Raw genomic sequence first — 19,690 nt, 5'->3', positions numbered from 1 at the left:
CTTCGATCGCGGTGAAGAAGTGCGGCGCTCCCCGGGCAGGACCGGCGGAGCGTCGCACTTCCGTGTGCGCTGCGCGACGTGGCGCCTGCCCGGCCTGGTCGCCGCTGCGGTATGCCTGGTGCCAGCCTGTCCCTGCCGCTACCAGGGTTCCCAGGGCTCTGGCTGGCAGCCGGGCGTGGCGGCACCGTGGAAGGTGCCGGGCCCGAGGCACGCTCCGGGCCGGCCCCGATCCCCACGCACCTGAGAGGTCTCGCGATGACCGGCACCATCCGCACACCCTTCGGCTTCAGCTCCACGGCTGACGATGTCCTCGACGGTGTGGACCTCGTCGGCAAGCGCGCCCTGATCACCGGGGCCGGATCCGGTATCGGCATCGAGACCGCGCGCGCCCTCGCATCCGCCGGCGCGGAGGTCGTCCTCGCCGTGCGCCGCCCGGGGGCGGCCGAGGAGATCGCCGCGGAGATCACCAGTTCCACGGGCAACACCAGGGTGACGGTCCGCGCCCTGGACCTGGCGGACCAGGCATCCGTGCGCCGGTTCCTGGACGAGTGGGACCAGCCGCTGCACATCCTGGTCAAGAACGCCGGGATCATGGCCCTCCCCGAGGTCGAGCGCACGCCCGAGGGCTGGGAGATGCAGTTCGCCACGAACTTCATGGGCCACTTCGCCCTCACGCTGGGCCTGCACGACGCGCTGGCGGCCGCCCACGGCGCCCGGATCGTGTCCGTCAGCTCCGGCGGCAACCTCTTCTCCCCCGTCGTCTTCGACGATCTCCACTTCGACTTCAGGCCGTACGACCCGCTCATCTCTTACGGCCAGTCGAAGACCGCCGACGCGCTTCTCGCCGTCGAGGCCACCCGCCGCTGGTCCGGCGAGGGCATCTACGCCAGCGGTCAGTCGAAGGTGATGACCGACCGCTTGCCGGAGCTGCCCTTGGCCATGGCGTCGAGTACCGCGTTGGCGTCGCGCAGGGCGATGGTGGTGATCTCGGGCAGGATGCCGTGGGCCGCTGAGAACGCGAGGGTGTCGCGCGCGTCGTGCGGGGAGCCGGATGGGTTGACCATGGCGTGCAGCCGGTTGAGGACCAGCGGCTGGGTGGGCAGGACCAGCGGCTCGGGGCCGTACCCGCACAGGACGAGCCTGCCGTCGGGCGCCAGACCGGTGAACGTGGCGGCGGCGGCCGAGGTGGACGGGGTGGTGTTGAGGATGAGGTTCGCTCCGCCGTGCCAGGCCCTGAGTGCCTTGGCCGGGTCGGCGTCCTGCGTGCTGATGAACCGTTCGGCGCCCATCTTCCTCACCGCCGCCTCGTGCCGGTCCGTCCGGCCGACGACGGCGACACGGGCTCCCATGGCGACGGCGTAGCGGATCGCCAGTGCCCCGACTCCGCCGGCGCCGATGACGGCGACGCGCGAGGTCGGGGTGATCCCGCCCTGCCTCAGGCCGTTGAAGGCGGTCAGGCCCGCGCACATCAGCGGAGCCGCCGCGACCGGGTCGAGCCCCTCCGGCAGTGGGGTGACGAAGTCGGCCTTGAGAAGGGCGTATTCGGTGTAGCCGCCGTCCATGTCGATGCCCGTGAAGCGCTTCTGGGGGCAGAGGATCTGCTCGCCGCGCACGCAGTAGTCGCAGCGGCGGTCGGAGTCGCCGAGGATCTGGGCACCCACGGACGCGCCGGCCTCCGGCCACGACACGCCGGGACCGGTGGCGTCCACCACGCCGGTGATCTCGTGACCGGGGACGAGCGGGAAGCGGGCGTCGGGCCATTGGCCCTGGAGCACGTCCAGGTCCGTGTAGCAGACTCCGCACGCGGTGATCTTGACCAGGACCTCTCCCTGGCCGGGTTCGGGCACGTCGCGTTCGGTGAAGGTGAGCGGCTCACCGACTGCGGTGGCAACGGCCGTCAGCATGGGTGGACCCCGTTTCAGTCATGTCCCGACGACCGTAGTGGGGATGGGTCGGACGCGGATGGCACCAGGCGGTGGGCCGGACGACGACCACCCGAAAGGCGACCTACCCGTCGGTGTCCGGGTGTCTCCGGGTGTCTCCGGGTGTTCTCCGGCTGATTCCCGGGTGATCTCCGAAGGGGCCGTCATCGACTCGCCCTGCGTCCGGGGCGTGCCCGCATCACGCGTAGTGCCGTCGGGGGAGACAGCAGGCGGGACGGCGGGGCCATGAGGTGCGCGACGTGCAGGAAGCGGGTGCCGAGTACCGGGTCGACGGAGGCGGCGGCCCTGTAGCGGTCAAGGTAGCGCTCGACGAGCCTTCCCAGGGCAGGACGCCGCCCCTCGACCTCGGGGAACCGGTAGTCGCCTCCCGCCGCGAGCTGCCAGGGACCGTCGACCACCTTGGCGGCCGCGGCGAAGAAGCGCCGCGGCAGGTCGTGTTCCTCCTCACCGGCGAGGAGGTCCCGCAGCAGTTCGGCCTCCATGGCGGCGACCGTCATGCCCTGCCCGTACACGGGGTTGAAGTCGCACAGCGCGTCGCCGACGGCGAGGAAGCCGGCGGGTGGCGCGTCGAGGCGTTCGAAATGGTGGCGGACGCTCTGGCGGAACCGCATCTTGGCCGGCTCGTCGAGCGGCTCCGACGTGTCGATGACGTCGGCGACCTCGGACGACGGCAGCGAACGGGCCCAGGCCGCGTACGCCCCCTCGTCGAGCGGCGGTTCCTCCCCCAGCATGCCGGCGAGCACGATGGCGAACCTGTCGCCCTCCTGCCGCACCACGACGCCACCGCGCCGCATCCCCGGATACGGGATGATCGTGGCGCCGAGCAGCCCGTTCAGGTGCTCGGGCCTGCGGGCGTAGTGCCGGGTGACGTAGACGACGTCGGCGCGGATGGCGGAGGTCGGGGGCACCGGGGCACCGGCCTCGCGCAGCCACCGTGCGCCGTGGGAGCCGCGGCCCGTGGCGTCGACGACGAGGTCGGCGCGGACCTCTTCGGCACCGGCCGGCCGTACCCCGGCGACCCGTTCGCCGTCCCCGGTGAGGACGAGGCCGGTGACGGCGGTGCCGTCCACGATCGCCACGTTGGGCAGCGCGGTGACCCGGGTGCGGATCAGGTACTCGATGAGCGACCTGCTCGCGCCGTAGAGGGTGAGCCCGGACGCGGCGGGCACGATGAGGTGCCCGTCCAGGTACATGTGGTGGTCCCGCTGGCCGTCCCCCGTCGGCACACCGGCGCCCTTCAGGTCGTCCAGGAAACCGGGCAGCAGCGCCCCAAGCGTCTCGGCGCCGCGATGGAGCAGGGCGTGTACCTGGCGCCCCTGCGGCACCCCGGTGTGCGGCCGGGGCTCTGGTGGCAGAGCGTCCCGGTCGAACACGGTGACCTGCTCGAAACGGTCGCTCAGCGCGCGGGCGGCCAGCAGTCCCGCCACGCTTCCCCCGACGACAACCGCACTGCCCCTGGCCATGAGACCTCCTCGACGACGATCCACAGGGGACACGACGATCCGACGCGCGCAGCCCGGCAGCCGTGTCCCGTCCACGCCTCGCTCTCCGCGTCTCCCAGCCAACCCCCTCCGGGGGACGATTGACCACCTTTCGGACCGGATCCAACCTCTTCGTGCGACAGACGGCATGCGCGCCCGGAGGGGTGATGCGGACGGTGGGCCCGGTCCTCGACCGGATCAGGCGATCAGGCGTTGCGTGGGCCGGTGACGTCGTCCGCGGCGGTGATGAGTGCTCCGAGGAGGGCTTCGGTGGCCGCCGTGGGGCGGCGGCGGGTGCTGACGGCCGCGGAGAGGTGCCAGGTCAGTTCCGGTGCGTCGAGGGGAATCACGCACACGCCGGCGGCGCCGGCCACGGCCGATGCGGGCATCAGCGTCGCGCCGAAGCCGGCACGGATGAGCTTGACCATGAGCGTGTAGCCGGCGATCTCGGTGGCGGAGTCCACCGGGCCGAGCACCCGGTCCACGGTGTCCCGCGTTCCCCAGCCGGGCGGGAAGCGCAGGATCGGCGTGCCCGACAGATCCGCCAGGGTGATCAGGGAGCGCCCGGCCAGCGGATGGTCCGCCCGGCAGAGGAACGCGAGCGGTTCGTCGACCAGGGGCCGCAGCACGATCCCGTCGGGCGGTCGCCGGCCACCGACCGTCAGGGCGAGGTCCAGCGAACCGTCCAGGACGGCCTGGAGGTTGCCCGCGGACCCGGCGGAGGACTGACGCAGCTGGTCGGCGGCAGCGGTCCCATGACGCCCGACGGGCCGGGCTCGCAGCGCGCCGCGCACACCGGCGGTCCCGGCGCGTACGTGCCGATCGCGCTCCTCGCTCTGGCGGCAGGGCTCCAGAACAGCACGGTCCGCCATTTCGGCGTACGCGACCCCAACACCTCCGTACTGACGTTGACCCTCACCGGGCTGACCGCCGACAGCGCCCTCGGCGGGGGACGGGGAGCGAAGGTCCACCGCCGGCTCGGATCGATCACGGCGATGCTCGGGGGCGCCGCGGTGGCCGCGGCCCTGCTCCATGTCTCAGCTAGGGCCGTCGTCGTTCTCGCCGCGGTCCTGGTCGCGGGGGTCTGCGGAGCATTCGCCTCCGGGCGGTCCACGGTGTCGGAGCGGACGTCGTGGCCGGGGAGGGTGTGGCGGGTGCGGCGTAGAAAGGTAGCGGCAGGTACGGCGACGGGTGCCGGAAGGGACGTCGTACGCCGCGTTCGCGCTGCCCGGTCGGGCTGTCGCGGGGCGGCCCCGCGTCAGCCCGACCAGATGTCACACGCCGTCGTCCTCGATGAGTGCCTCGGCGTAGCGCGCGAACGCGGCCTCGGTCTCCGGGGTGTCGGTTCCGTCGATCGCGCCCCGGTAGCCGGCGATGGCCGTGAGGAGCTGTTGCAGCGCCGACAGCGTGTCGGAATCGACGACTCCGTCGATGGGGCCGCTGTACACCCCGAACGTCTGCAGCTCGCGCTGCAGGGCCATCCAGCTGTCGGCTCCCAACTGCCCGTCGATCGCGCCCTTGTAGCTGTAGGCGCTCGCGAGCCAGCGCTGTACGGCCTGGGCCTGCCGGGTGGTGAGGCCGAGGTTGACCGACGCGTCGGAAGCGAGGACGCGGGCCCCCGGCAGGCTCACCGTGGAGTGCGCGGTGCGGGCCACACCGGTCGATGCGGCGGTCGCCGCCTGCGCGGGGCCGGCGAAGGCGAGCGCGGCGAGGCCGAGCACGGCGGCGCCGGCCGCAAGGGTGGGGGTGTGGCGGATTCTGGCTGAGTGGGACACAGCGAGGTTCCTCCGGGAGACGTAGTCAGCAAGTGACCGGATGTCAGGTGCTGAGTGCGCTCTCGGGTACGAAGGCGACCGGCGGTCGGCTCAACCCCCATGGGGAATGTGATCCTCGCGACAACGACGTGCCGTCAGGTTTACCGGCCTCGGCTCATCGGCAAGGCGTCGGCCCGCGCTCCTCCGGTATCGAACCTGCCGGCGTCAGGGGGGCGCCTGGCAGGGCTCGCCAGTCGGCCCGGGAGGATCCGGATCAGGCGTGCCGCAGCCGGGACGGTCAGCCGGCCGGGCCGTCTCCTCCACCGGCATCGCCCAGTGCACGTACCGAGCGGCGCTCGACGAGTTCCGCCGGGAAGCGGTCGGTCACGGGTGCCGGCATCTGAGCGGGATCGCGCGAGTCCAGCGCCTTGAGGAGGTGGTCGACCGCGGCCTGGGTCATGGTCCTGATCGGCTGCCTGAGCGTCGTGATGGACGGCTTGACCCACTCCATCCAGGGCAGGTCGTCGAAACCGACGAGAGAGAGGTCCTCGGGTACCGAGATGTTCCGCTCGGTGAAGACGGTCAGGCACGCCTCCAGGATGAGGTTGTTGCCGGCCATCACCGCCGTCGGACCCCACCGCAGCGCCTCGTCGACGGCGTTTAGCGAATCGGAACGCAGGAACGAGGACGCGGCGACGGCCTTCACGTCGGCGCCGAGGCTCCGCCCCCGGTCGAGCGCGCCCCGGCTTCGTTCGGCACCGGTCGTGATCTCCTGGGGCCCGCTGATCACGGCGATCCTGCGGTGCCCGCGCGCGTGGAGGTGCTCGATCGCCGCGGCCGCCGCCGACTCGTTGTCCAGCAGGATGCTCGAACACGCCAGCCCGGGTACCGCGCGGTCGATCTGGACCGTCGGCAGTCCGCCGTCCCGGACACGCTCGATGAGGTCCCCGTTCTCCGGTGTCGGCGTGATCAGAAGGGCGTCGGCCCGCATCTCCAGCACCCCGCGCAGCAGTTCGCGCTCGAGCTGCGCGTCCTCGTCGCTGTTGCCCACCATCAGGCGATAGCCGTGCGGGGCGAGGGCGCTCTCGGCGGCCCTGGCGATGGCCGCGAAGTAGCCGTTCTCGATGTCGGAGACGATGAGGGCGACCAGCCTGCTGCGCTTGCGCCGCAGGCTCCGCGCGACCTCGTTCGGAACGTAGTCCAGCTCCTTGGCGGCCTGGAGCACCGCCTCACGGGAGGCGTCCGACACGTACCCGCGCCCGGAGAGCACACGCGAAGCCGTCATGACGGACAGACCAGCGCGGGCCGCGACCTCAGCGAGCGTGGCCATCGTCCATCCCTTCGGTCGGGTCGTCCCAGTTTATGGCCACGCAAAGGATGACCTGGCTCCCTGGGGGATGAGCCGATGGCCCAGTCCCGTCCTCACCTTCCGAATTCGGGCCCTGTTAACGATAACCGCTGCGTGTTAACGTTACCCGACCTCTCATGTGGTAACGATACCTCATCAAGATCGAGACCCGTGTCGAGTCGGGAGACGTCAATGGCGACGAACAGGACCAGTGCAGTCACAGTGGAGAGCGAAGGAGCCAATCCCTGGCGTGGTGCCGTCATCTGGGCGTCGGTCGTCGCCGGGCTCGGAGGGCTGCTCTTCGGCTACGACACCGGGATCGTCTCGGGGGCGTTGCTCTATGTCACCGATGAATACCACCTCAGCGAGTTCGCCCAGCAGGCGTTCGTCGCGATTCTGCTGGCCGGAGCCGTCGTGGGCGTGCTGGTAACCGGCCCCGTGACCGACCGCCTGGGCCGGCGCACCGGCCTGGCCGGCGTGGCCGCCCTGTATCTCGTGGGCGCGCTCGGCAGCTCGGTGGTCGGGTCGCTGCCGCTCATCTACACCTCGCGGTTCCTCCTCGGCGTCGCCGTGGGGGCGGCGTCCCTCGTGGTTCCGATGTACATCGCCGAGGTGGCTCCGGCCCGGATCCGCGGGCGCCTGGTCTCGTTCAACCAGTTGTTCGTGGCCTTGGGGATCTTCGTCTCCTACCTCGTCGGCTACGCGTTCGCCGACAGCCACGGGTGGCGCTGGATGATCGGCCTGGCCGCCGTACCCGGGCTGGTCATGCTGGTGGGGCAGCTGTCGCTTCCGGAGAGTCCGCGCTGGCTGGCCGCGGTCGGCCGGGGCGACGACGCACGTGCGGTGCTGGGCCGCATCCGGAGCACGCCGGGTGAGGTCGACGAGGAAATCTCCGCGATCACCGAGGCGATCAGCCAGGCGAAGGCCGTCACGTACCGTTCGCTGTTCCGGTCCCGCGGTGTTCGCAGGGGGATCGTGATCGGCGTGGTGGTCGCCGCCACGAACCAGCTCGCGGGCGTGAACGCGATCCTCTACTACGCCCCGACGATGCTCACCCAGGCCGGGTTCGGCGACTCGTCCGCGATCCTGTCCTCGGTCGGCATCGGCGGCGCGTTCCTGCTCTTCACCGTGCTGGGGCTGCTCCTGGTGGACAGCCTCGGCCGGCGCCCGCTGCTGATCGGCGGCACGGTCGTGGTCGCGGCCACCCTGGCCGCCATCGGGTTGCTGTATCTCCTGCCGCGCACACCGACGGTCGGCGTCCTGCTCGTCGTCGGACTCGTCGTCTACGAAGGTGTCTTCGCGGCCAGCCTGGGCATCGCGATCTGGCTCGTGAACAGCGAGATCCTGCCCAACAACGTGCGCGGCAAGGCGCAGTCCTTCGGCACCGTCACCCACTGGGGCCTGGATCTGGCCATCTCGCTCGTGGTGCTGACCGTCATCTCCTCGCTCAGTGCCACGGGCCTGTTCTGGGCCTTCTCCGTGTTCGCCATCGCCGGGGCCGTCGTGCTCTGGCGGATTCTGCCCGAGACCAAGGAACGGAGCCTGGAGGAAATCGAGTTCCAGCTCGAATCGGCATCCACCGGGCGCTGAGCAGGGGCCCCGGCCGGTCGGGCCGTGGCGCTCGCCGGGAGGGCATGCGGCCGGATCTGGGAAACCACGGGTCCGGCCGCATTCCCGGTACCCCGTAGGCCCGGCCGCGCGCCGTGTCAGCGGACGGATCCATCCGCACCCCCGCACGGGGCCACCACCTCATGCCGGGCGACTCCCCAACGGCCCCGACTCCCCAACGGCCCCGACGCCGCACACAGGCGGCAGCGCCTCACGGCGCCCCGATCACCCTGCCCGCTCCGGTGCCGGCGGAGCGCAGTGGATCGCCGACAGTGTCCCGCCGAGCGTCACCTCGCCCGCCCCGTACGGAAGCAGGGCGCAGGTGCCGGCAGCCAGGGGAAGGCGTTGCCCTCGGCTTTCGAGCCAGCCCTGGCCTTCCTCGACGACGAGCACGCCGAACCCCGGGGCCACCTGCCCGGTGCCGTCGACCCTCCTGCGGAACGCCCGGAAATACGGTTCGGCGCTCCGTGACAGGAGTGGTTCGTCCGGGCCGGGGAACGGCTCTGCCGCATTGAGCAGGCGGGCGAGAGCGGCATCGTCCACGGCGGTCCGGTCGAGTCCCTCCAGGGCCGTCTCCGGAGAGAGTCCGAGGAAGGCGTCGTCCTGTGACAGTCCGAACGATCCGTACTCCAGCAGCAGGGACAGATCGGTCGGTTCCTGGAGCTCGACGAGCGTCACCCCCGGACCGATCGCATGGGGTGTCCCGGCCGGGACGAACAGCGTGTCCCCGCGGCGCAGCGGGACCCGTCGCATCGCCCCGAGGATCCTCTCGACGTCCTGGCCGGCCACCCATCCGGCGACCTCGGACTCGGTGACCCCCTCGGTGAAACCGATGTACGCGTAACCGTCGCCACCGGCCGTGTCCAGGATGATCCACGCCTCCGTCTTGCCGGTGTCCCGGCCGAGGTGGCGCTGGGCGAACGCGGCGTCCGGATGGTAGTGGGCGAACAGCCGCTCGTCCGTGCTCAGGAGTTTCACCAGCAGTCTCGTGTCGGCACCGAACCGCCGGACGTGCTCGGGTCCGAGCCAGGCCGCGGGATCCTCCGAGACGGCCGAACGGAGCGTGCGCCCGTCCGGCAGGACCGTGAGCCCCACTCCCCCGCCGGCGAACACCTCCGTGGTGGACGCGAGGAAGTCCTCGGGGCGGCGGTCATCGGGCAGGGAGATGCCGCGGAACCGGGCGATGCCGCTGCCTCCCCGGTACGGGCGCCTCGCGGGCCGGTTGGCCGGAAGCAGGAGCGGGCTGCGGCCGTCGCAGACCGCGGGATCGGGGGAGCTGCTCGTCGGGCTCGACATGGTCCTCCTCATGTCTCGGAGTCGGGCGGTATGCCTCGGAGTCAGGCCGTGAAGGTGAACTCGATGTCGTAGCGCACCCGCTCGCCGGCCTCCAGAAAGGGCAGCGTCCCCTCCTCGGCTGCGGCGGCTCGACCCGTGACGACGAACTGGTCGACACCCGCCATCTGGCGCATCGAACCGAGCAGTTCGGGACGTATCGCCCACGAGCGAGTCGGCGCACCGGCGACCTCTTCAGCGCGCATCACAGCCTCCTACCCCTCCGCTGTTAACGTTACCATGCGAGGGTGGAGCACTCCCGGGTGTCCGCCACGACGGCTCCCGCCCCAGCCCGGTCGTGGGCACATGCGGATCACCTGATATCTCATCTGAAGGTGACTTTCCGGAAAGGGCTCAGCGTTCCGCGCGTCCCGGCGCTCCTGCCGCCCGGGGTCCAGGGGGCCGTCCGGTTTCTGGGAGCACTGGTCCGTATCCGGATCGGAGGGACGCGAGCGGCGGGCACGGCGCCGTCCTGGAGCACCGGGCCGAGCGCGGCTTCGGCAGCCCCGTGCACCGGCATGACGCCGACGAGGAGACGTTCCTGGTGCTGGAAGGCGAGCTGCGCCTCCAGGTGGACGGCGAGTCGCACCTGGCCGGAGCGGGCGCCGCCGCGCTCCTGCCCCGGGGGCTTCCGCACGCCTTCGTGGTGACCAGCCCGCAGGCCCGGTACCTCACTCTGCACACACCGGCGGGGTTCGAGCGGTTCGCGCTCGCGGACGGAACACCCGCCTCGTCCGGCGACATCACACCGCCCGGCGAACCGCCCCCGACCCGGAAGCGCTCGCGGCGACGGCCCGATCCTGCGGCATCGACACCCTGGGGCCGCCCCTCACCCCCTGACGACGGCACCACCGTCGCACCGAGCGTCAGCGCAGCAGCCTGATCACCTCGGCGAACGCCGCCATGTGCGGCTCCAGAACGCTGATGTAGTTGAGACCGAACTCCTCGCGGTACCGCACCAGGCGGTCCGCGATCTCACGCGGCGAACCGATCAGCACGCCGGGCAACTGCATGAGCTGCGCGTCGTCGAAGCCGCTGGCCTGGCGGATGACCGAGAGGTCGACCTTCTGCGTGCTCTCGCCCACGGCCGCGACGAAGAGGTTCAGCTCGATGTCGTCGAAACGGTCGCCGGCGGCCTCCCGCAGCACCTGGACGCGGCGGGCGAGCGCTTCCTCCGGGGCCACGCCCTCCGTCACCCCGGCCATGATGGAGAAGCTGAAGATGTCGGCCTCGCGGGCGGCGAAGCGCAGCATGCGCTCGCCGGCGCCCGCCAGCATGATGGGCGGCACCGGGTTGTCCGCCTCCGCGGCGAGCAGCTCCCGCGTCGCCGCCAGGTTCTCCTGCAGCTTCCGAAGGCGCTCGCCGCCCGTGCCGAAGGGCAGGCCCACGGCCTCGAACTCGGCCGGGACGTAACCTGCGCCGAGCCCCAGCTCGAAGCGGCCGTCGGTGAGGCGGTGCACGTCCGCGACATCCCGGGCCAGGTAGGCGGGGCTGGTGATGCCGGCGTTGAGCACGAACGTGCCCAGCCGGATGCTCGTCACGTCGGCCGCGGCCACCAGCGCCGGGAACGGTGCCGCCACGCCCAGGTGGTCGGCCACCTGGAGCACGTCGTACCCGAGGTCCTCCACCTCGCGCGCGCGGTCGCGCCATGCCGACCGGGAACCGACAGTGAACAGGCTGACGCCGAAGCGGAACGGGGGGTGGGTCATGGCAGTCCTTTGCGCTGGTGAACAAATGAGCGAGTGAACCGATCCGATCCGGTCCAACCCACACAACGTGTGCCACTCGTGTCACGTTCACACCGCACAGGAAATCTCACCCTGCGGACGGTAGCCGAGGCGATCGGCGTGCGGTGCCGCCACGGTCGGCGGTTCCAGTCCTGCCACCGCGTACTGCCACTGCGTACCGCCGCCGTCGCCACTCCGCGCTGCTCCCCGGCGGCACGGAAGTGTGGGTGCGCGGATTCGCGGGTGCACGGATCGGTGGCAAGTCGATACGGGTTGGGCCAAACGGGTGCGGACCTGTTTCTCCGGTGTTCGTGTCCCACCGGTCACGGGATGGGGTCGGCCCACGTCCGACTGCGGGCCTGGCGGGGCGGGCGGTAGGCTGATCCTCTCGGGGTGTTATGGGAGGTTTGCCATGCCCCGACCCATTTGGAACGGAAGTATTTCGTTCGGTCTGGTGACCATTCCGATCCGGGTCATCGCCGCGACCGAGACACACAACATCCAGCTGCACCAGTACCACGAGACCGACCAGGGCCGCATCCGCTACCAGAAGGTGTGCGAGCTCGACGGCAAGGTTCTGGAGCCGGAGGAGATCGGCCGCGGGTACGAGATCACCCGCGACAACGTCGTGCCGGTCACGGACGACGAACTGGACGATCTTCCGCTGCCGACCGCGAAGGCCATCGAGATCGTGTCGTTCCTGCCGGCGGAGCGGATCGACGCCATCCGGATGGGTGACGGTTACTACCTGCAAGCGAGCGCGCCGGCCGCCGAGAAGCCGTACGTGCTCCTGCGGCGTGCGCTGGAGCGCTCCAGCCGGGTCGCCATCGCCAAATACGCCTGGCACAACCGGGAACGCCTGGGGATGCTGCGGGTCGTCGGTGACGCGATCGCCCTGCAGAGCCTGAAGTGGGACGACGAGGTACGCAGCCCCTCCAGCCTGGCGCCCCCGCCGGTGGAGATGCGCGACGACGAGGTCGACGCCGCCGTCGACCTGCTGGAGAGCATGGGCCGCGACGACGTCAGCGGCTACACGGATGCGTACACGGAGGCCCTGGCCACGCTGATCGAGGCCAAGCAGGAAGGCGTCGAGCCGCCGCCTGCGCCCCGTGAGGAGCGGCCCAGCGAGGTGGTCGACCTCATGGACGCCCTGCGCAGCTCGGTCGAGAAGGCCCGCACCGCCCGAGGCGAGGGCGAGGAGGCGACAGTGCACGAGATGCCCGAGAGGAGGAAGAAGGCCGCGGCCAAGACCGCGAAGAAGGCGGCGGCGAAGAAGACCGCGGCGAAGAAGAGCGGGGGCCGGCGACCGCGGCGCTCCGCCTGAGCGGGGCGGCCCCGCACCGGGCGCCTGCGGGTGTACTCCACCTCGCCCGGGCGGCGGAGGCTGTTGCGTCCCGCGGAGGACGTGGTGTGGTGCGGTCGCGGGTGAGAGTGGGTTCCTGCCGACGGGAGGGGAACCCTGGTGGAGAGATGGGACCGGGCGGGCCGGTTCGCCGCGTACGGGGCGGCGCTGGCGCTCTTGCCGTACGCGCTGATCAAGGTGTCGTGGGTGGTCGGGGCGCTCGCGGGGCTGCTGCCGGTGGGGGCGGGGTTCGGTCTGGTGGAGTGGGTGGCCCTCAACACCGTGACGGTCGGTATGGCCGGCATCGGCATCACCGTGGCGCTCGCGCTGGCACGGCCCTGGGGGATGCGGATACCGGGGCCGCTCGTGGCGTTCGTCGCATGGGTCGCGACAGGGCTCCTCGTTCCGCTGCTGCCGTACGCCGTTCTGGATTCGCTCCTGGGATCGGCGGACGGGGGATCAGGGGAAGGTGGCGGCGGTGGTGACGGGCCGTCCATGCCCGGCTGGGAGGCGGCGCTGATCCAGGTCGGCTTCGTGGGGATGGGACTGGGCCTGGCCGTGGCGTTGCCGGCGTACCTGCGGCGGCGCTGGCCGGACGCGTTCGCCGAGCGGGCCGGTGGGGGTGCGGAGGGCTCGCGGCTCGCGGCGTGGGTGGTGGCCGGCGGTGCCGTCATCGGGCTGGCGTGGCTGTACTGGGCTGCCGGCGGCGCGGGCGGTGTCGCGCATCCGGACGAACGGAACGCCCACTGGCGTGCGCTGAACGCCGTGTGCGGGCTGTGGGGGCTCGCCGCGTCCGCGGCCGCCTTCGCGCTCACCCGTGCCGGGTGCGTGCGGCTGCCCCGTTGGGTTCCGATGGCGGTGGGTTGGCTGGGGTCCGGTTCGTTGTTCGCCTGGAGCGGCTGGAAGTTGCCGCTCACGCTGTACGTGTCGCTCGCGAAGCCTGACGACGCTGCACTGCCGGAGGACCTTGCCGTCGCGGTGGTCCTGCGTCTCGCCGCGGTCGTGGTGGGTGCCGCGATGATGCGGATACTGGTCCGTTCCCACCGCCGGACGGCCGGTGGTTGAGGTGAGCGGCCCCGGCGGCCGAATTCGCTTGTCCGCCGTTGCCCACCGCATTAGCTTGCCGGGGTGGATCTCTTCTCGCGCTGCTGGACGGCGTTGCGCACCGCGGTGGCCGACCTCCCCGACGAGGACTTCGAGCGGCCGTCCGGCTGCGCGGGGTGGCTCGTGCGGGATCTCGTGTGCCACCTGGTCATCGACGCGCAGGACGTCCTGATCACGCTCGTCACCCCTGCCGGGACGGAACCGACGGTCAACGCCCTGACGTACTGGCAGGTCACGAACCGGCCGCCGAGCGGTGAGGACCCGCTGGACGCTCTGATCGTCCGGCTGGCCGCGGCGTACGAGGACCCGCGGCTGCTGAAGTTCCACCTCGACGACGTCGGCTCCGCCGCAGGACGCGCGGCCGAACTCGCGGATCCCCGCCGCCGGGTGGGCACCCGCGATGAGGTGCTCACCGCGGGCGACTACCTCAGTGCGTACGTCCTGGAGTGGACGCTGCACCACCTCGATCTGGTGGCCCACCTCCCGGAGGCGACGGAACCTCCCGGGGAAGGGCTGGCCCGTTCGCGCGCGATGCTGGAGGAGATCGCGGGGGCAGAGTTCCCCGCGTCGTTCACCGACACGGACGCCCTTCTGGTCGGCACGGGGCGCCGGGCACCGACGGACGCGGAGAGGGCGGGACTCGGGGAGTTGGGCGCCAAGTTGCCGTTCGTCCTCGGTTGATGCGTCCGCCCTGGTGTCGCCGGGCCTGGTGAGTCCGACGTCGGATCGGGGGTCCGAGTCAAGCAGGTCGTCCTGCCGGCGCGGCACCCCGGAAGACCGATCAGACGGGCAGGCCGGTCAGACGGGCGGCCGATCAGCCCGGCTGAGCGCTGTCCTTGAGCTCGCCCCAACCAGACCAGCGGTCCACCTCGATCCACGCGCTGATCCGGCCACGGTCCCGCTGCGGGTACTGCTTGCCGGTGTAGTGCGTGGAGAGGCTGTCGATGTCGGACAGATCGCTGTCCGCGAGGAACTCCGCGACGTGTCCGATGATGGTGACGTGGGAGTACCAGTCCTGCCCGTTCAGCACGGTCAACGTCACGCGCGGGTCGTTCCGCATGTGGACGAGCCGCTTGCGGCCCTCATCCATGTTCACCAGAATCCGGCCGTCTACCCACAAGTACCACGTAGCAGCAGATACGGGCTGACCGTCCGCGCGAACTGTCCCTATGACAGCAGGGTTCGGCTTCTTCAGCATGGCGATCTGAGCCTCGGGCAACGGCGGAAGCGACACGACACACCCTCCACGGATAGAACGGTTTCTCTTCGGTTGTCCCCCTCCCCCGGTCCCACACCTTCCCACACCTTCCCACACCGCCCCCGACGGCACCCCATCAGCCCACCAGCCACGCCACCTCGCGCAACGCACACGCAGCGAGCAGTCGGACCACCAGCGCCGAGGCATCGGCCGCGCACTGCTCACCGCGGCCCGAGCGCGTCTGCGACCCAGCACCGTCACGACCCTGGACGCCTGGACAAGGGACCGGCCGGACACGCTGAGGTGGTACCGGGCCATGGGGTTCGGGGAGAGCGATCACTACCTCCATGCCTACGCGAACCGCTACACCGACCCCGAGGAGCCCGATCGCGCGATCGGCAGCCGCCGGCCCGGGTTGCGGCCCGTCGCAGCGTTCCTGCATGCCGAGATCAAGGACGAGCAACGGCTACGCCGGGAGTTCGCCCGCGTTCATGTCTGCCGCCGCTTCAGCATGCGGCTCCGGCCGGCGGAACAGGACCGTCCACAGGAACGGCTCTCCGAAGGAGGGTGACTCGGGAGGCTCGTCGCGCATGAGGCGTGCCTCGATCTCCGTCAGGTCGGAGAAGATCCAGCGCAGGGACTCCAGCGTGTAGGCGAGGCCGCCGTGGAGGCCGGACTGGCGGTAGAACTCCGCGTCGGACAGCTCGGAACCCATGCGGCCCGCAGCGAAGCAGGAGAGCGCGAAATGGCCGCCGGGGGCCAGGGCGCGGTCGAGCAGCGCGAGATAGCTGATGCGGCGGTGCGGTGGCAGGTGGTGGAAGCAGCCGGAGTCGTAGATCACGTCGTACAGGCCGCCGAGTTCGGTCGCTGTGAGGGCGAAAGCGTCGCCGCGGTGGAAGCGGACATCGGCCCCGACCTCACGGGCGCGGTCCTCGGCCCAGGCGATGGCAGCCGGTGAGAGGTCGACGGCGTCGACGTCGAACCCGCGCGAGGCGAGGTGGAGGGCGTTCCGCCCGGGGCCGCACCCCAGGTCCAGTGCGCGGCCCGGCGCGAGCAGTCCGCGGTCCAGGTACGAGACCAGACTTTCGTCGGGCTTCGCCACGAAGAACGGCACCGGCCTGGAGCGGTCCGCATAGAAGGCGTCCCACCAGTCGCCCGCGTCGGCCGTCCAGCGGTCCGCCTCCGGTGCGAAGAGATCATCCAGGAGTCGCAACACATCATCCGTTGTGCGTATGTTCCGGTTCATCCGGCCCCTTTCTCCGGAGGGGAAGGTGGGCAGGCCCGGGACGGGTCCACCAGTGGATATCGCGGCTGATCCGAGCCGGACACCACCGAGCCGAGCCGGGCTCCGGGATCGGTGACGTGACCGGTCACGTCACCGATCCCGGAGCGGCCCCCGCGGCCGATGCGGGCCCGGCGATCGGCGCCGGGCGCCGTTGGTGTCCCTTATCGGGTGAAATGCCAAGAGCCGACGTGAGAAAGAAACAACCAGCATATTGATGGATTGTTGAACAACATCCTAATCTCCCGGGGCGAGCCGCCTCGCACTCTTGCGGGGCGGAGAACAAGCACAACCGTCCAAAGGGGCTCGGATGCTCGTCCTCCTCGGCGTACTCGTGGTCGTCCTCGGGTTCGCCACCAAACGCAATCCCCTGCTCGTCGTCGCGATCTCAGGCATCGTGACGGCGGGCATCGACGGACAGTCCCCGAACGAGATCCTGACCACGTTCGGGTCCAGTTTCGCCACCAGCCGGTCGGTGACCGTCTTCGTCATCACCCTGCCGGTGATCGGCCTCCTGGAACGCTACGGCCTGCGCGAGCAGGGCAGGATTCTGATCACCAGGCTCGCCCGCCTCACCACCGGCCGGCTGCTCGCGCTCTACCTGCTGCTGCGGCAGGTCACCGCCGCGTTCGGGCTGATGAGCATCGGCGGTCCCGCGCAGACGGTGCGCCCGCTGATCGCGCCCATGGCGGAGGGCGCCGCGGAGCGCCGCTACGGCAAGTTGCCCGACAAGGTGCGCGAACGGGTCAGGTCGATGGCGGCGAGCGCGGACAACGTCGGCGCCTTCTTCGGCGAGGACATCTTCCTCGCGGTGGGCTCCATCCTGCTGATCACCGGGTTCGCGAACGCGACGTACCACACGCACCTGGAACCGTTGAAACTCGCCCTGTGGGCCATCCCGAGCGCCGTCTGCGCGCTGATCATCCACGGCGGCCGGCTGCTCCACCAGGACCGGCGGCTCGCGCGTGAGCTGAAGCCCCTCACCACCGGCACGACCACCGATACCACCACCGGCACCACCACCGGCGCGGGCACGTCCGAGGAGGCCGGCGCATGATCAAGGCAGAGTGGTTCTACTGGCTCGTCGGGGCCGTCTTCATCGTGATGGCCCTTCAGATGTTCCGCGACACCACCAACCCCAAGCGCTACGGCACCGGGGCCTTCTGGGGGCTGCTCGGGATCTGCTTCGTCTACAGCACGTGGGTGGTGAACAAGCAGGCTCCGGCCCAGCCGCTCGGAGTCGCCGTGTTGGTCATCGCGGCCCTCGCGGGATTCGGCCTGACGGGACGCGGCACCGCCGAGGGCACAGCGCCGGAGCAGCGGGAGGCGTCCGCCGCCCGGTACGGCAACAAGCTGTTCATTCCCGCGCTCTGCATACCCGTGGTGGCCGTGCTCTGCTCGGTACTGGTCAAGCGCTGGCACATCAACGGCATGCCCCTGCTGGAGAAGGACTCCGAAACCCTCCTCGGCCTCGGCATCGGCTCCCTCGTCGCCCTCGTCGTCGGCATGATCCTGCTGCGCGAGCGGCGGGTGTCGGTGCCGCTGCACGCGGGCCGTTCGATGCTGGAGTCGATGGGCTGGGCACTCGTGCTGCCGCAGATGCTCGCGATCCTGGGCGCCATCTTCGCCACCGCCGGGGTCGGCGACCAGATCGGCAAGATCACCACGCACCTGCTCCCGGACGGCCAGAAGTACACCGCGGTAGCCGTCTACTGCATCGGCATGGCACTGTTCACCGTGATCATGGGCAACGCGTTCGCCGCCTTCCCGGTGATGACCGCGGCGGTCGGCTGGCCCGTCCTCATCGAGCAGGCGCACGCCAACCCCGCCGTGGTGCTCGCCGTCGGCATGCTGGCCGGCTTCTGCGGCACCCTGCTGACGCCGATGGCGGCCAACTTCAACCTCGTTCCCGCCGCGCTGCTGGAGTTGAAGGACACCTACGGGCCGATCAAGGCCCAGGCTCCCACGGCGGTGGCGATGCTCGCCTGCAGCATCGCCATCATGTCCGTCTTCGCCTTCTGAGGCCCGCCAGCCCCCGTGCCGTCCTCCCGGACCGGTCCCTGAGACCGCCCTCGGCCCTCGGCCCTCGGCCCGAGAGCGTTCCCACCGTCCGCGTCCACCGCCGAACCCCCCGATCGGAGCACCACCGTGTCCCCCGCTGAAGACCCTGCCCACCGCCCCGCCCTTCTCGATGACCACGCCGACTCTTTCGCGCGCCTCGCCGCCGCGAACGTCACCCGCGCCTATCCGTACGCCCCGCAGCAGCTGCTGACCGGGCCCACCGACCTGACCCCGCCGCGCTCGCGGCACCCCGCCTTCTACGGCTCGTACGACTGGCACTCCGCCGTGCACATGCACTGGCTCCTGGTGCGGCTGATGCGCAGGGCGCCCGGGCACATCGACACCGCTGCCGTACGCGAGGTGCTCGACGCCCATCTGACCGTCGACGCCCTGACCGCCGAGGCCGCCCATCTGCGCGCCAACACCACCTTCGAGCGCCCTTACGGCTGGGCCTGGCTCGCCCGGCTGGCGGCCGAGTGCGGGGACGCGAGCGCGGACGGAGTCGAAGGTGCGGACGCGTGGGCCGAGGCGACGCGACCCGCCCGCGACGCCGTCCGGGAACTCGTGGAGGCCTGGCTCGCGAAGGCCACCTATCCGGTCCGGCACGGCGTGCACACCAACAGCGCGTTCGCGCTGGGTCTGCTGCTCGACTCGGACACCGCCACCGAGGCCGCGACGGACGCCGTGCGCCGGTGGTTCCTCGCCGACCGCGACTACCCGGCCGGCTGGGAGCCGTCGGGGCAGGACTTCGTCTCCCCCGCGCTCACCGAGGCGGACGCGGTGCGCCGGGTCCTGCCGGACGGGGAGTTCGCGCAGTGGCTGACCGGCTTCCTGCCGGGCCTGGCCCAGGCGCAGCCCGCCTCGCTGCTGACCCCGCCCGAGGTCTCCGACCCGGACGACCCGCAGATCGGGCACCTGCTGGGGCTCGGGCTCAGCCGCGCGGCGGCGCTCGGTGCCATCGGGCGCGCCCTGCCGGCCGACGACCCGCGCGTGCCCGTGCTGTCCACCGCGGCCGTACGGCAGCTGACCGCCTCCCTGCCGCACGTGGCGACCGGCACGTGGGCCAGCGACCACTGGCTGGCGACGTTCGCGACGCTCGCGCTGGAGTCCGTCGCGGAGGCGGGGCCGGTGACCGTCTAGTTTCCGCCGGCGCGGCGCCACCCGCATGGCGTTCGCACCGCACGGCGTTCGTCCCGCGGCAGCGGGAGGTTCCGGCTTCGGCTTCGGCTTCGGCTTCGGCTTCGGCTTCGGCTTCGGCTGGATGCCTACCGGGGCCGCCGGAACGCCGCCGTGTTCTCCGTGCGTCCGCGCAGCGGCCCGCGCGGACCGTCTGACCGCCCTGGGGATCGGGTTCCCCCGGGGCGGTCAGGCGCACGCGGGCCCGACGGGGGGCAAGCCGGCCGGAGGACACTCCCCCGGACCACGGCTCCGGGCGCGATGGCGGCCGCTGCGGCAGACTGGTGCGAAACGGCGCGCCGCTGCGCCGCGGCGCGCGGGTGGCAGGTGCCGG

The 19,690-nt window shown here is 71.3% G+C and carries 18 protein-coding genes and 2 pseudogenes; 10 read left to right on the top strand and 10 right to left on the bottom strand.

Translation table 11 applies throughout. The features are described from left to right. Positions 1–111 precede the first annotated feature (111 nt). A pseudogene (locus Sm713_RS24195) lies at positions 112–801 on the top strand (SDR family NAD(P)-dependent oxidoreductase); the annotation flags it as partial. A gap of 92 nt (positions 802–893) precedes the next feature. Here Sm713_RS24195 and Sm713_RS24190 read toward each other — a convergent pair. From Sm713_RS24190 to Sm713_RS40610, 3 genes are all read right to left on the bottom strand, one after another. After that, on the bottom strand, positions 894–1,904 hold the full coding sequence (locus Sm713_RS24190; protein WP_212911643.1) for an alcohol dehydrogenase catalytic domain-containing protein: 1,011 nt from the start codon (positions 1,902–1,904) through the stop codon (positions 894–896). A gap of 182 nt (positions 1,905–2,086) precedes the next feature. Next, positions 2,087–3,406, bottom strand: a complete 1,320-nt coding sequence (locus Sm713_RS24185) for an NAD(P)/FAD-dependent oxidoreductase (protein ID WP_212911642.1) — start codon at positions 3,404–3,406, stop codon at positions 2,087–2,089. Between the two features lie 224 nt (positions 3,407–3,630). Then, positions 3,631–4,296, bottom strand: a complete 666-nt coding sequence (locus tag Sm713_RS40610; protein ID WP_249416469.1) for a LysR family transcriptional regulator substrate-binding protein — start codon at positions 4,294–4,296, stop codon at positions 3,631–3,633. Here Sm713_RS40610 and Sm713_RS24180 point away from each other — a divergent pair. Beyond that, a pseudogene (locus Sm713_RS24180) lies at positions 4,180–4,446 on the top strand (DUF1275 family protein); the annotation flags it as partial. The gene Sm713_RS40610 and the pseudogene Sm713_RS24180 overlap by 117 nt on opposite strands. Positions 4,447–4,698: 252 nt before the next feature. On the opposite strand, the gene Sm713_RS24175 reads toward Sm713_RS24180, so the two are convergent. Then, positions 4,699–5,199 (bottom strand): peptidoglycan-binding domain-containing protein, encoded by a 501-nt coding sequence (locus Sm713_RS24175; RefSeq protein ID WP_249416468.1) that lies wholly within the window; start codon positions 5,197–5,199, stop codon positions 4,699–4,701. A 277-nt stretch (positions 5,200–5,476) separates the two neighbouring features. Then, a complete protein-coding gene (locus Sm713_RS24170; protein ID WP_283249791.1) occupies positions 5,477–6,508 on the bottom strand; it encodes a LacI family DNA-binding transcriptional regulator in 1,032 nt (343 codons plus the stop codon). 210 nt (positions 6,509–6,718) lie between these two features. Here Sm713_RS24170 and Sm713_RS24165 point away from each other — a divergent pair, with 210 nt between their 5' ends. Continuing rightward, positions 6,719–8,116 carry a sugar porter family MFS transporter gene (locus Sm713_RS24165; protein ID WP_212911641.1) on the top strand — a complete coding sequence of 466 codons (1,398 nt, stop codon included), beginning with the start codon at positions 6,719–6,721 and terminating at the stop codon, positions 8,114–8,116. 243 nt (positions 8,117–8,359) lie between these two features. On the opposite strand, the gene Sm713_RS24160 is transcribed toward Sm713_RS24165, so the two are convergent. Together Sm713_RS24160 and Sm713_RS24155 are read right to left on the bottom strand one after the other, a co-directional pair. Beyond that, a complete protein-coding gene (locus Sm713_RS24160) occupies positions 8,360–9,430 on the bottom strand; it encodes a class I mannose-6-phosphate isomerase (protein WP_212911640.1) in 1,071 nt (356 codons plus the stop codon). Positions 9,431–9,471: 41 nt separating this feature from the next. After that, positions 9,472–9,672: a hypothetical protein gene (locus Sm713_RS24155; protein WP_212911639.1), complete on the bottom strand. Its 201-nt coding sequence runs from the start codon at positions 9,670–9,672 to the stop codon at positions 9,472–9,474. Between the two features lie 302 nt (positions 9,673–9,974). Here Sm713_RS24155 and Sm713_RS24150 point away from each other — a divergent pair, with 302 nt between their 5' ends. Continuing rightward, positions 9,975–10,349 carry a cupin domain-containing protein gene (locus tag Sm713_RS24150; protein ID WP_249416467.1) on the top strand — a complete coding sequence of 125 codons (375 nt, stop codon included), beginning with the start codon at positions 9,975–9,977 and terminating at the stop codon, positions 10,347–10,349. Here the strand turns inward: Sm713_RS24150 and Sm713_RS24145 are convergent. Then, positions 10,333–11,175: a TIGR03621 family F420-dependent LLM class oxidoreductase gene (locus Sm713_RS24145; RefSeq protein ID WP_212911638.1), complete on the bottom strand. Its 843-nt coding sequence runs from the start codon at positions 11,173–11,175 to the stop codon at positions 10,333–10,335. The genes Sm713_RS24150 and Sm713_RS24145 overlap by 17 nt on opposite strands. A 430-nt stretch (positions 11,176–11,605) precedes the next feature. Between Sm713_RS24145 and Sm713_RS24140 the strand changes: the two genes are divergently transcribed. From Sm713_RS24140 to Sm713_RS24130, 3 genes are all read left to right on the top strand, one after another. Continuing rightward, complete coding sequence (locus Sm713_RS24140) at positions 11,606–12,517, top strand: Ku protein (RefSeq protein WP_212911637.1); 912 nt, start codon at positions 11,606–11,608, stop codon at positions 12,515–12,517. 138 nt (positions 12,518–12,655) lie between these two features. After that, on the top strand, positions 12,656–13,600 hold the full coding sequence (locus tag Sm713_RS24135; protein ID WP_212911636.1) for a hypothetical protein: 945 nt from the start codon (positions 12,656–12,658) through the stop codon (positions 13,598–13,600). A 63-nt stretch (positions 13,601–13,663) separates the two neighbouring features. Beyond that, positions 13,664–14,320 (top strand): maleylpyruvate isomerase N-terminal domain-containing protein, encoded by a 657-nt coding sequence (locus Sm713_RS24130; protein ID WP_212911635.1) that lies wholly within the window; start codon positions 13,664–13,666, stop codon positions 14,318–14,320. 133 nt (positions 14,321–14,453) lie between these two features. On the opposite strand, the gene Sm713_RS24125 is transcribed toward Sm713_RS24130, so the two are convergent. After that, entirely contained in the window at positions 14,454–14,873 is a 420-nt protein-coding gene (locus Sm713_RS24125; RefSeq protein WP_212911634.1) for a PPOX class F420-dependent oxidoreductase, read from the bottom strand. 430 nt (positions 14,874–15,303) lie between these two features. Next, positions 15,304–16,083, bottom strand: coding sequence for a class I SAM-dependent methyltransferase (locus Sm713_RS24120; RefSeq protein ID WP_212911633.1), 780 nt, complete (start codon positions 16,081–16,083; stop codon positions 15,304–15,306). A gap of 346 nt (positions 16,084–16,429) precedes the next feature. Here Sm713_RS24120 and Sm713_RS24115 point away from each other — a divergent pair, with 346 nt between their 5' ends. From Sm713_RS24115 to Sm713_RS24105, 3 genes are all read left to right on the top strand, one after another. Then, a complete protein-coding gene (locus tag Sm713_RS24115) occupies positions 16,430–17,176 on the top strand; it encodes a DUF969 domain-containing protein (protein ID WP_212911632.1) in 747 nt (248 codons plus the stop codon). After that, positions 17,173–18,141, top strand: a complete 969-nt coding sequence (locus Sm713_RS24110; protein ID WP_212911631.1) for a DUF979 domain-containing protein — start codon at positions 17,173–17,175, stop codon at positions 18,139–18,141. Before Sm713_RS24115 ends, Sm713_RS24110 begins: the two co-directional genes overlap by 4 nt. 126 nt (positions 18,142–18,267) lie before the next feature. Continuing rightward, a complete protein-coding gene (locus tag Sm713_RS24105; protein ID WP_212911630.1) occupies positions 18,268–19,320 on the top strand; it encodes a DUF2891 domain-containing protein in 1,053 nt (350 codons plus the stop codon). The last annotated feature ends 370 nt before the right edge of the window (positions 19,321–19,690 follow it).

This window comes from Streptomyces sp. TS71-3 (assembly GCF_018327685.1).
Taxonomy (GTDB): domain Bacteria; phylum Actinomycetota; class Actinomycetes; order Streptomycetales; family Streptomycetaceae; genus Streptomyces.
Note: the sequence above shows the minus strand (reverse complement) of the source record. Positions and strands in the feature narration are given on the sequence as shown.

Bases quoted from the DNA above. Each gene is read 5' to 3' on its own strand.
- Sm713_RS24115 (WP_212911632.1), top strand. From the start codon at position 16,430: ATGCTCGTCCTCCTCGGCGTACTCGTGGTCGTCCTCGGGTTCGCCACC.
- Sm713_RS24185 (WP_212911642.1), bottom strand. From the start codon at position 3,406: ATGGCCAGGGGCAGTGCGGTTGTCGTCGGGGGAAGCGTGGCGGGACTG.
- Sm713_RS40610 (WP_249416469.1), bottom strand. From the start codon at position 4,296: ATGGCGGACCGTGCTGTTCTGGAGCCCTGCCGCCAGAGCGAGGAGCGC.
- Sm713_RS24160 (WP_212911640.1), bottom strand. From the start codon at position 9,430: ATGTCGAGCCCGACGAGCAGCTCCCCCGATCCCGCGGTCTGCGACGGC.
- Sm713_RS24145 (WP_212911638.1), bottom strand. From the start codon at position 11,175: ATGACCCACCCCCCGTTCCGCTTCGGCGTCAGCCTGTTCACTGTCGGT.
- Sm713_RS24120 (WP_212911633.1), bottom strand. From the start codon at position 16,083: ATGAACCGGAACATACGCACAACGGATGATGTGTTGCGACTCCTGGAT.
- Sm713_RS24165 (WP_212911641.1), top strand. From the start codon at position 6,719: ATGGCGACGAACAGGACCAGTGCAGTCACAGTGGAGAGCGAAGGAGCC.
- Sm713_RS24190 (WP_212911643.1), bottom strand. From the start codon at position 1,904: ATGCTGACGGCCGTTGCCACCGCAGTCGGTGAGCCGCTCACCTTCACC.
- Sm713_RS24110 (WP_212911631.1), top strand. From the start codon at position 17,173: ATGATCAAGGCAGAGTGGTTCTACTGGCTCGTCGGGGCCGTCTTCATC.
- Sm713_RS24155 (WP_212911639.1), bottom strand. From the start codon at position 9,672: ATGCGCGCTGAAGAGGTCGCCGGTGCGCCGACTCGCTCGTGGGCGATA.
- Sm713_RS24170 (WP_283249791.1), bottom strand. From the start codon at position 6,508: ATGGCCACGCTCGCTGAGGTCGCGGCCCGCGCTGGTCTGTCCGTCATG.
- Sm713_RS24140 (WP_212911637.1), top strand. From the start codon at position 11,606: ATGCCCCGACCCATTTGGAACGGAAGTATTTCGTTCGGTCTGGTGACC.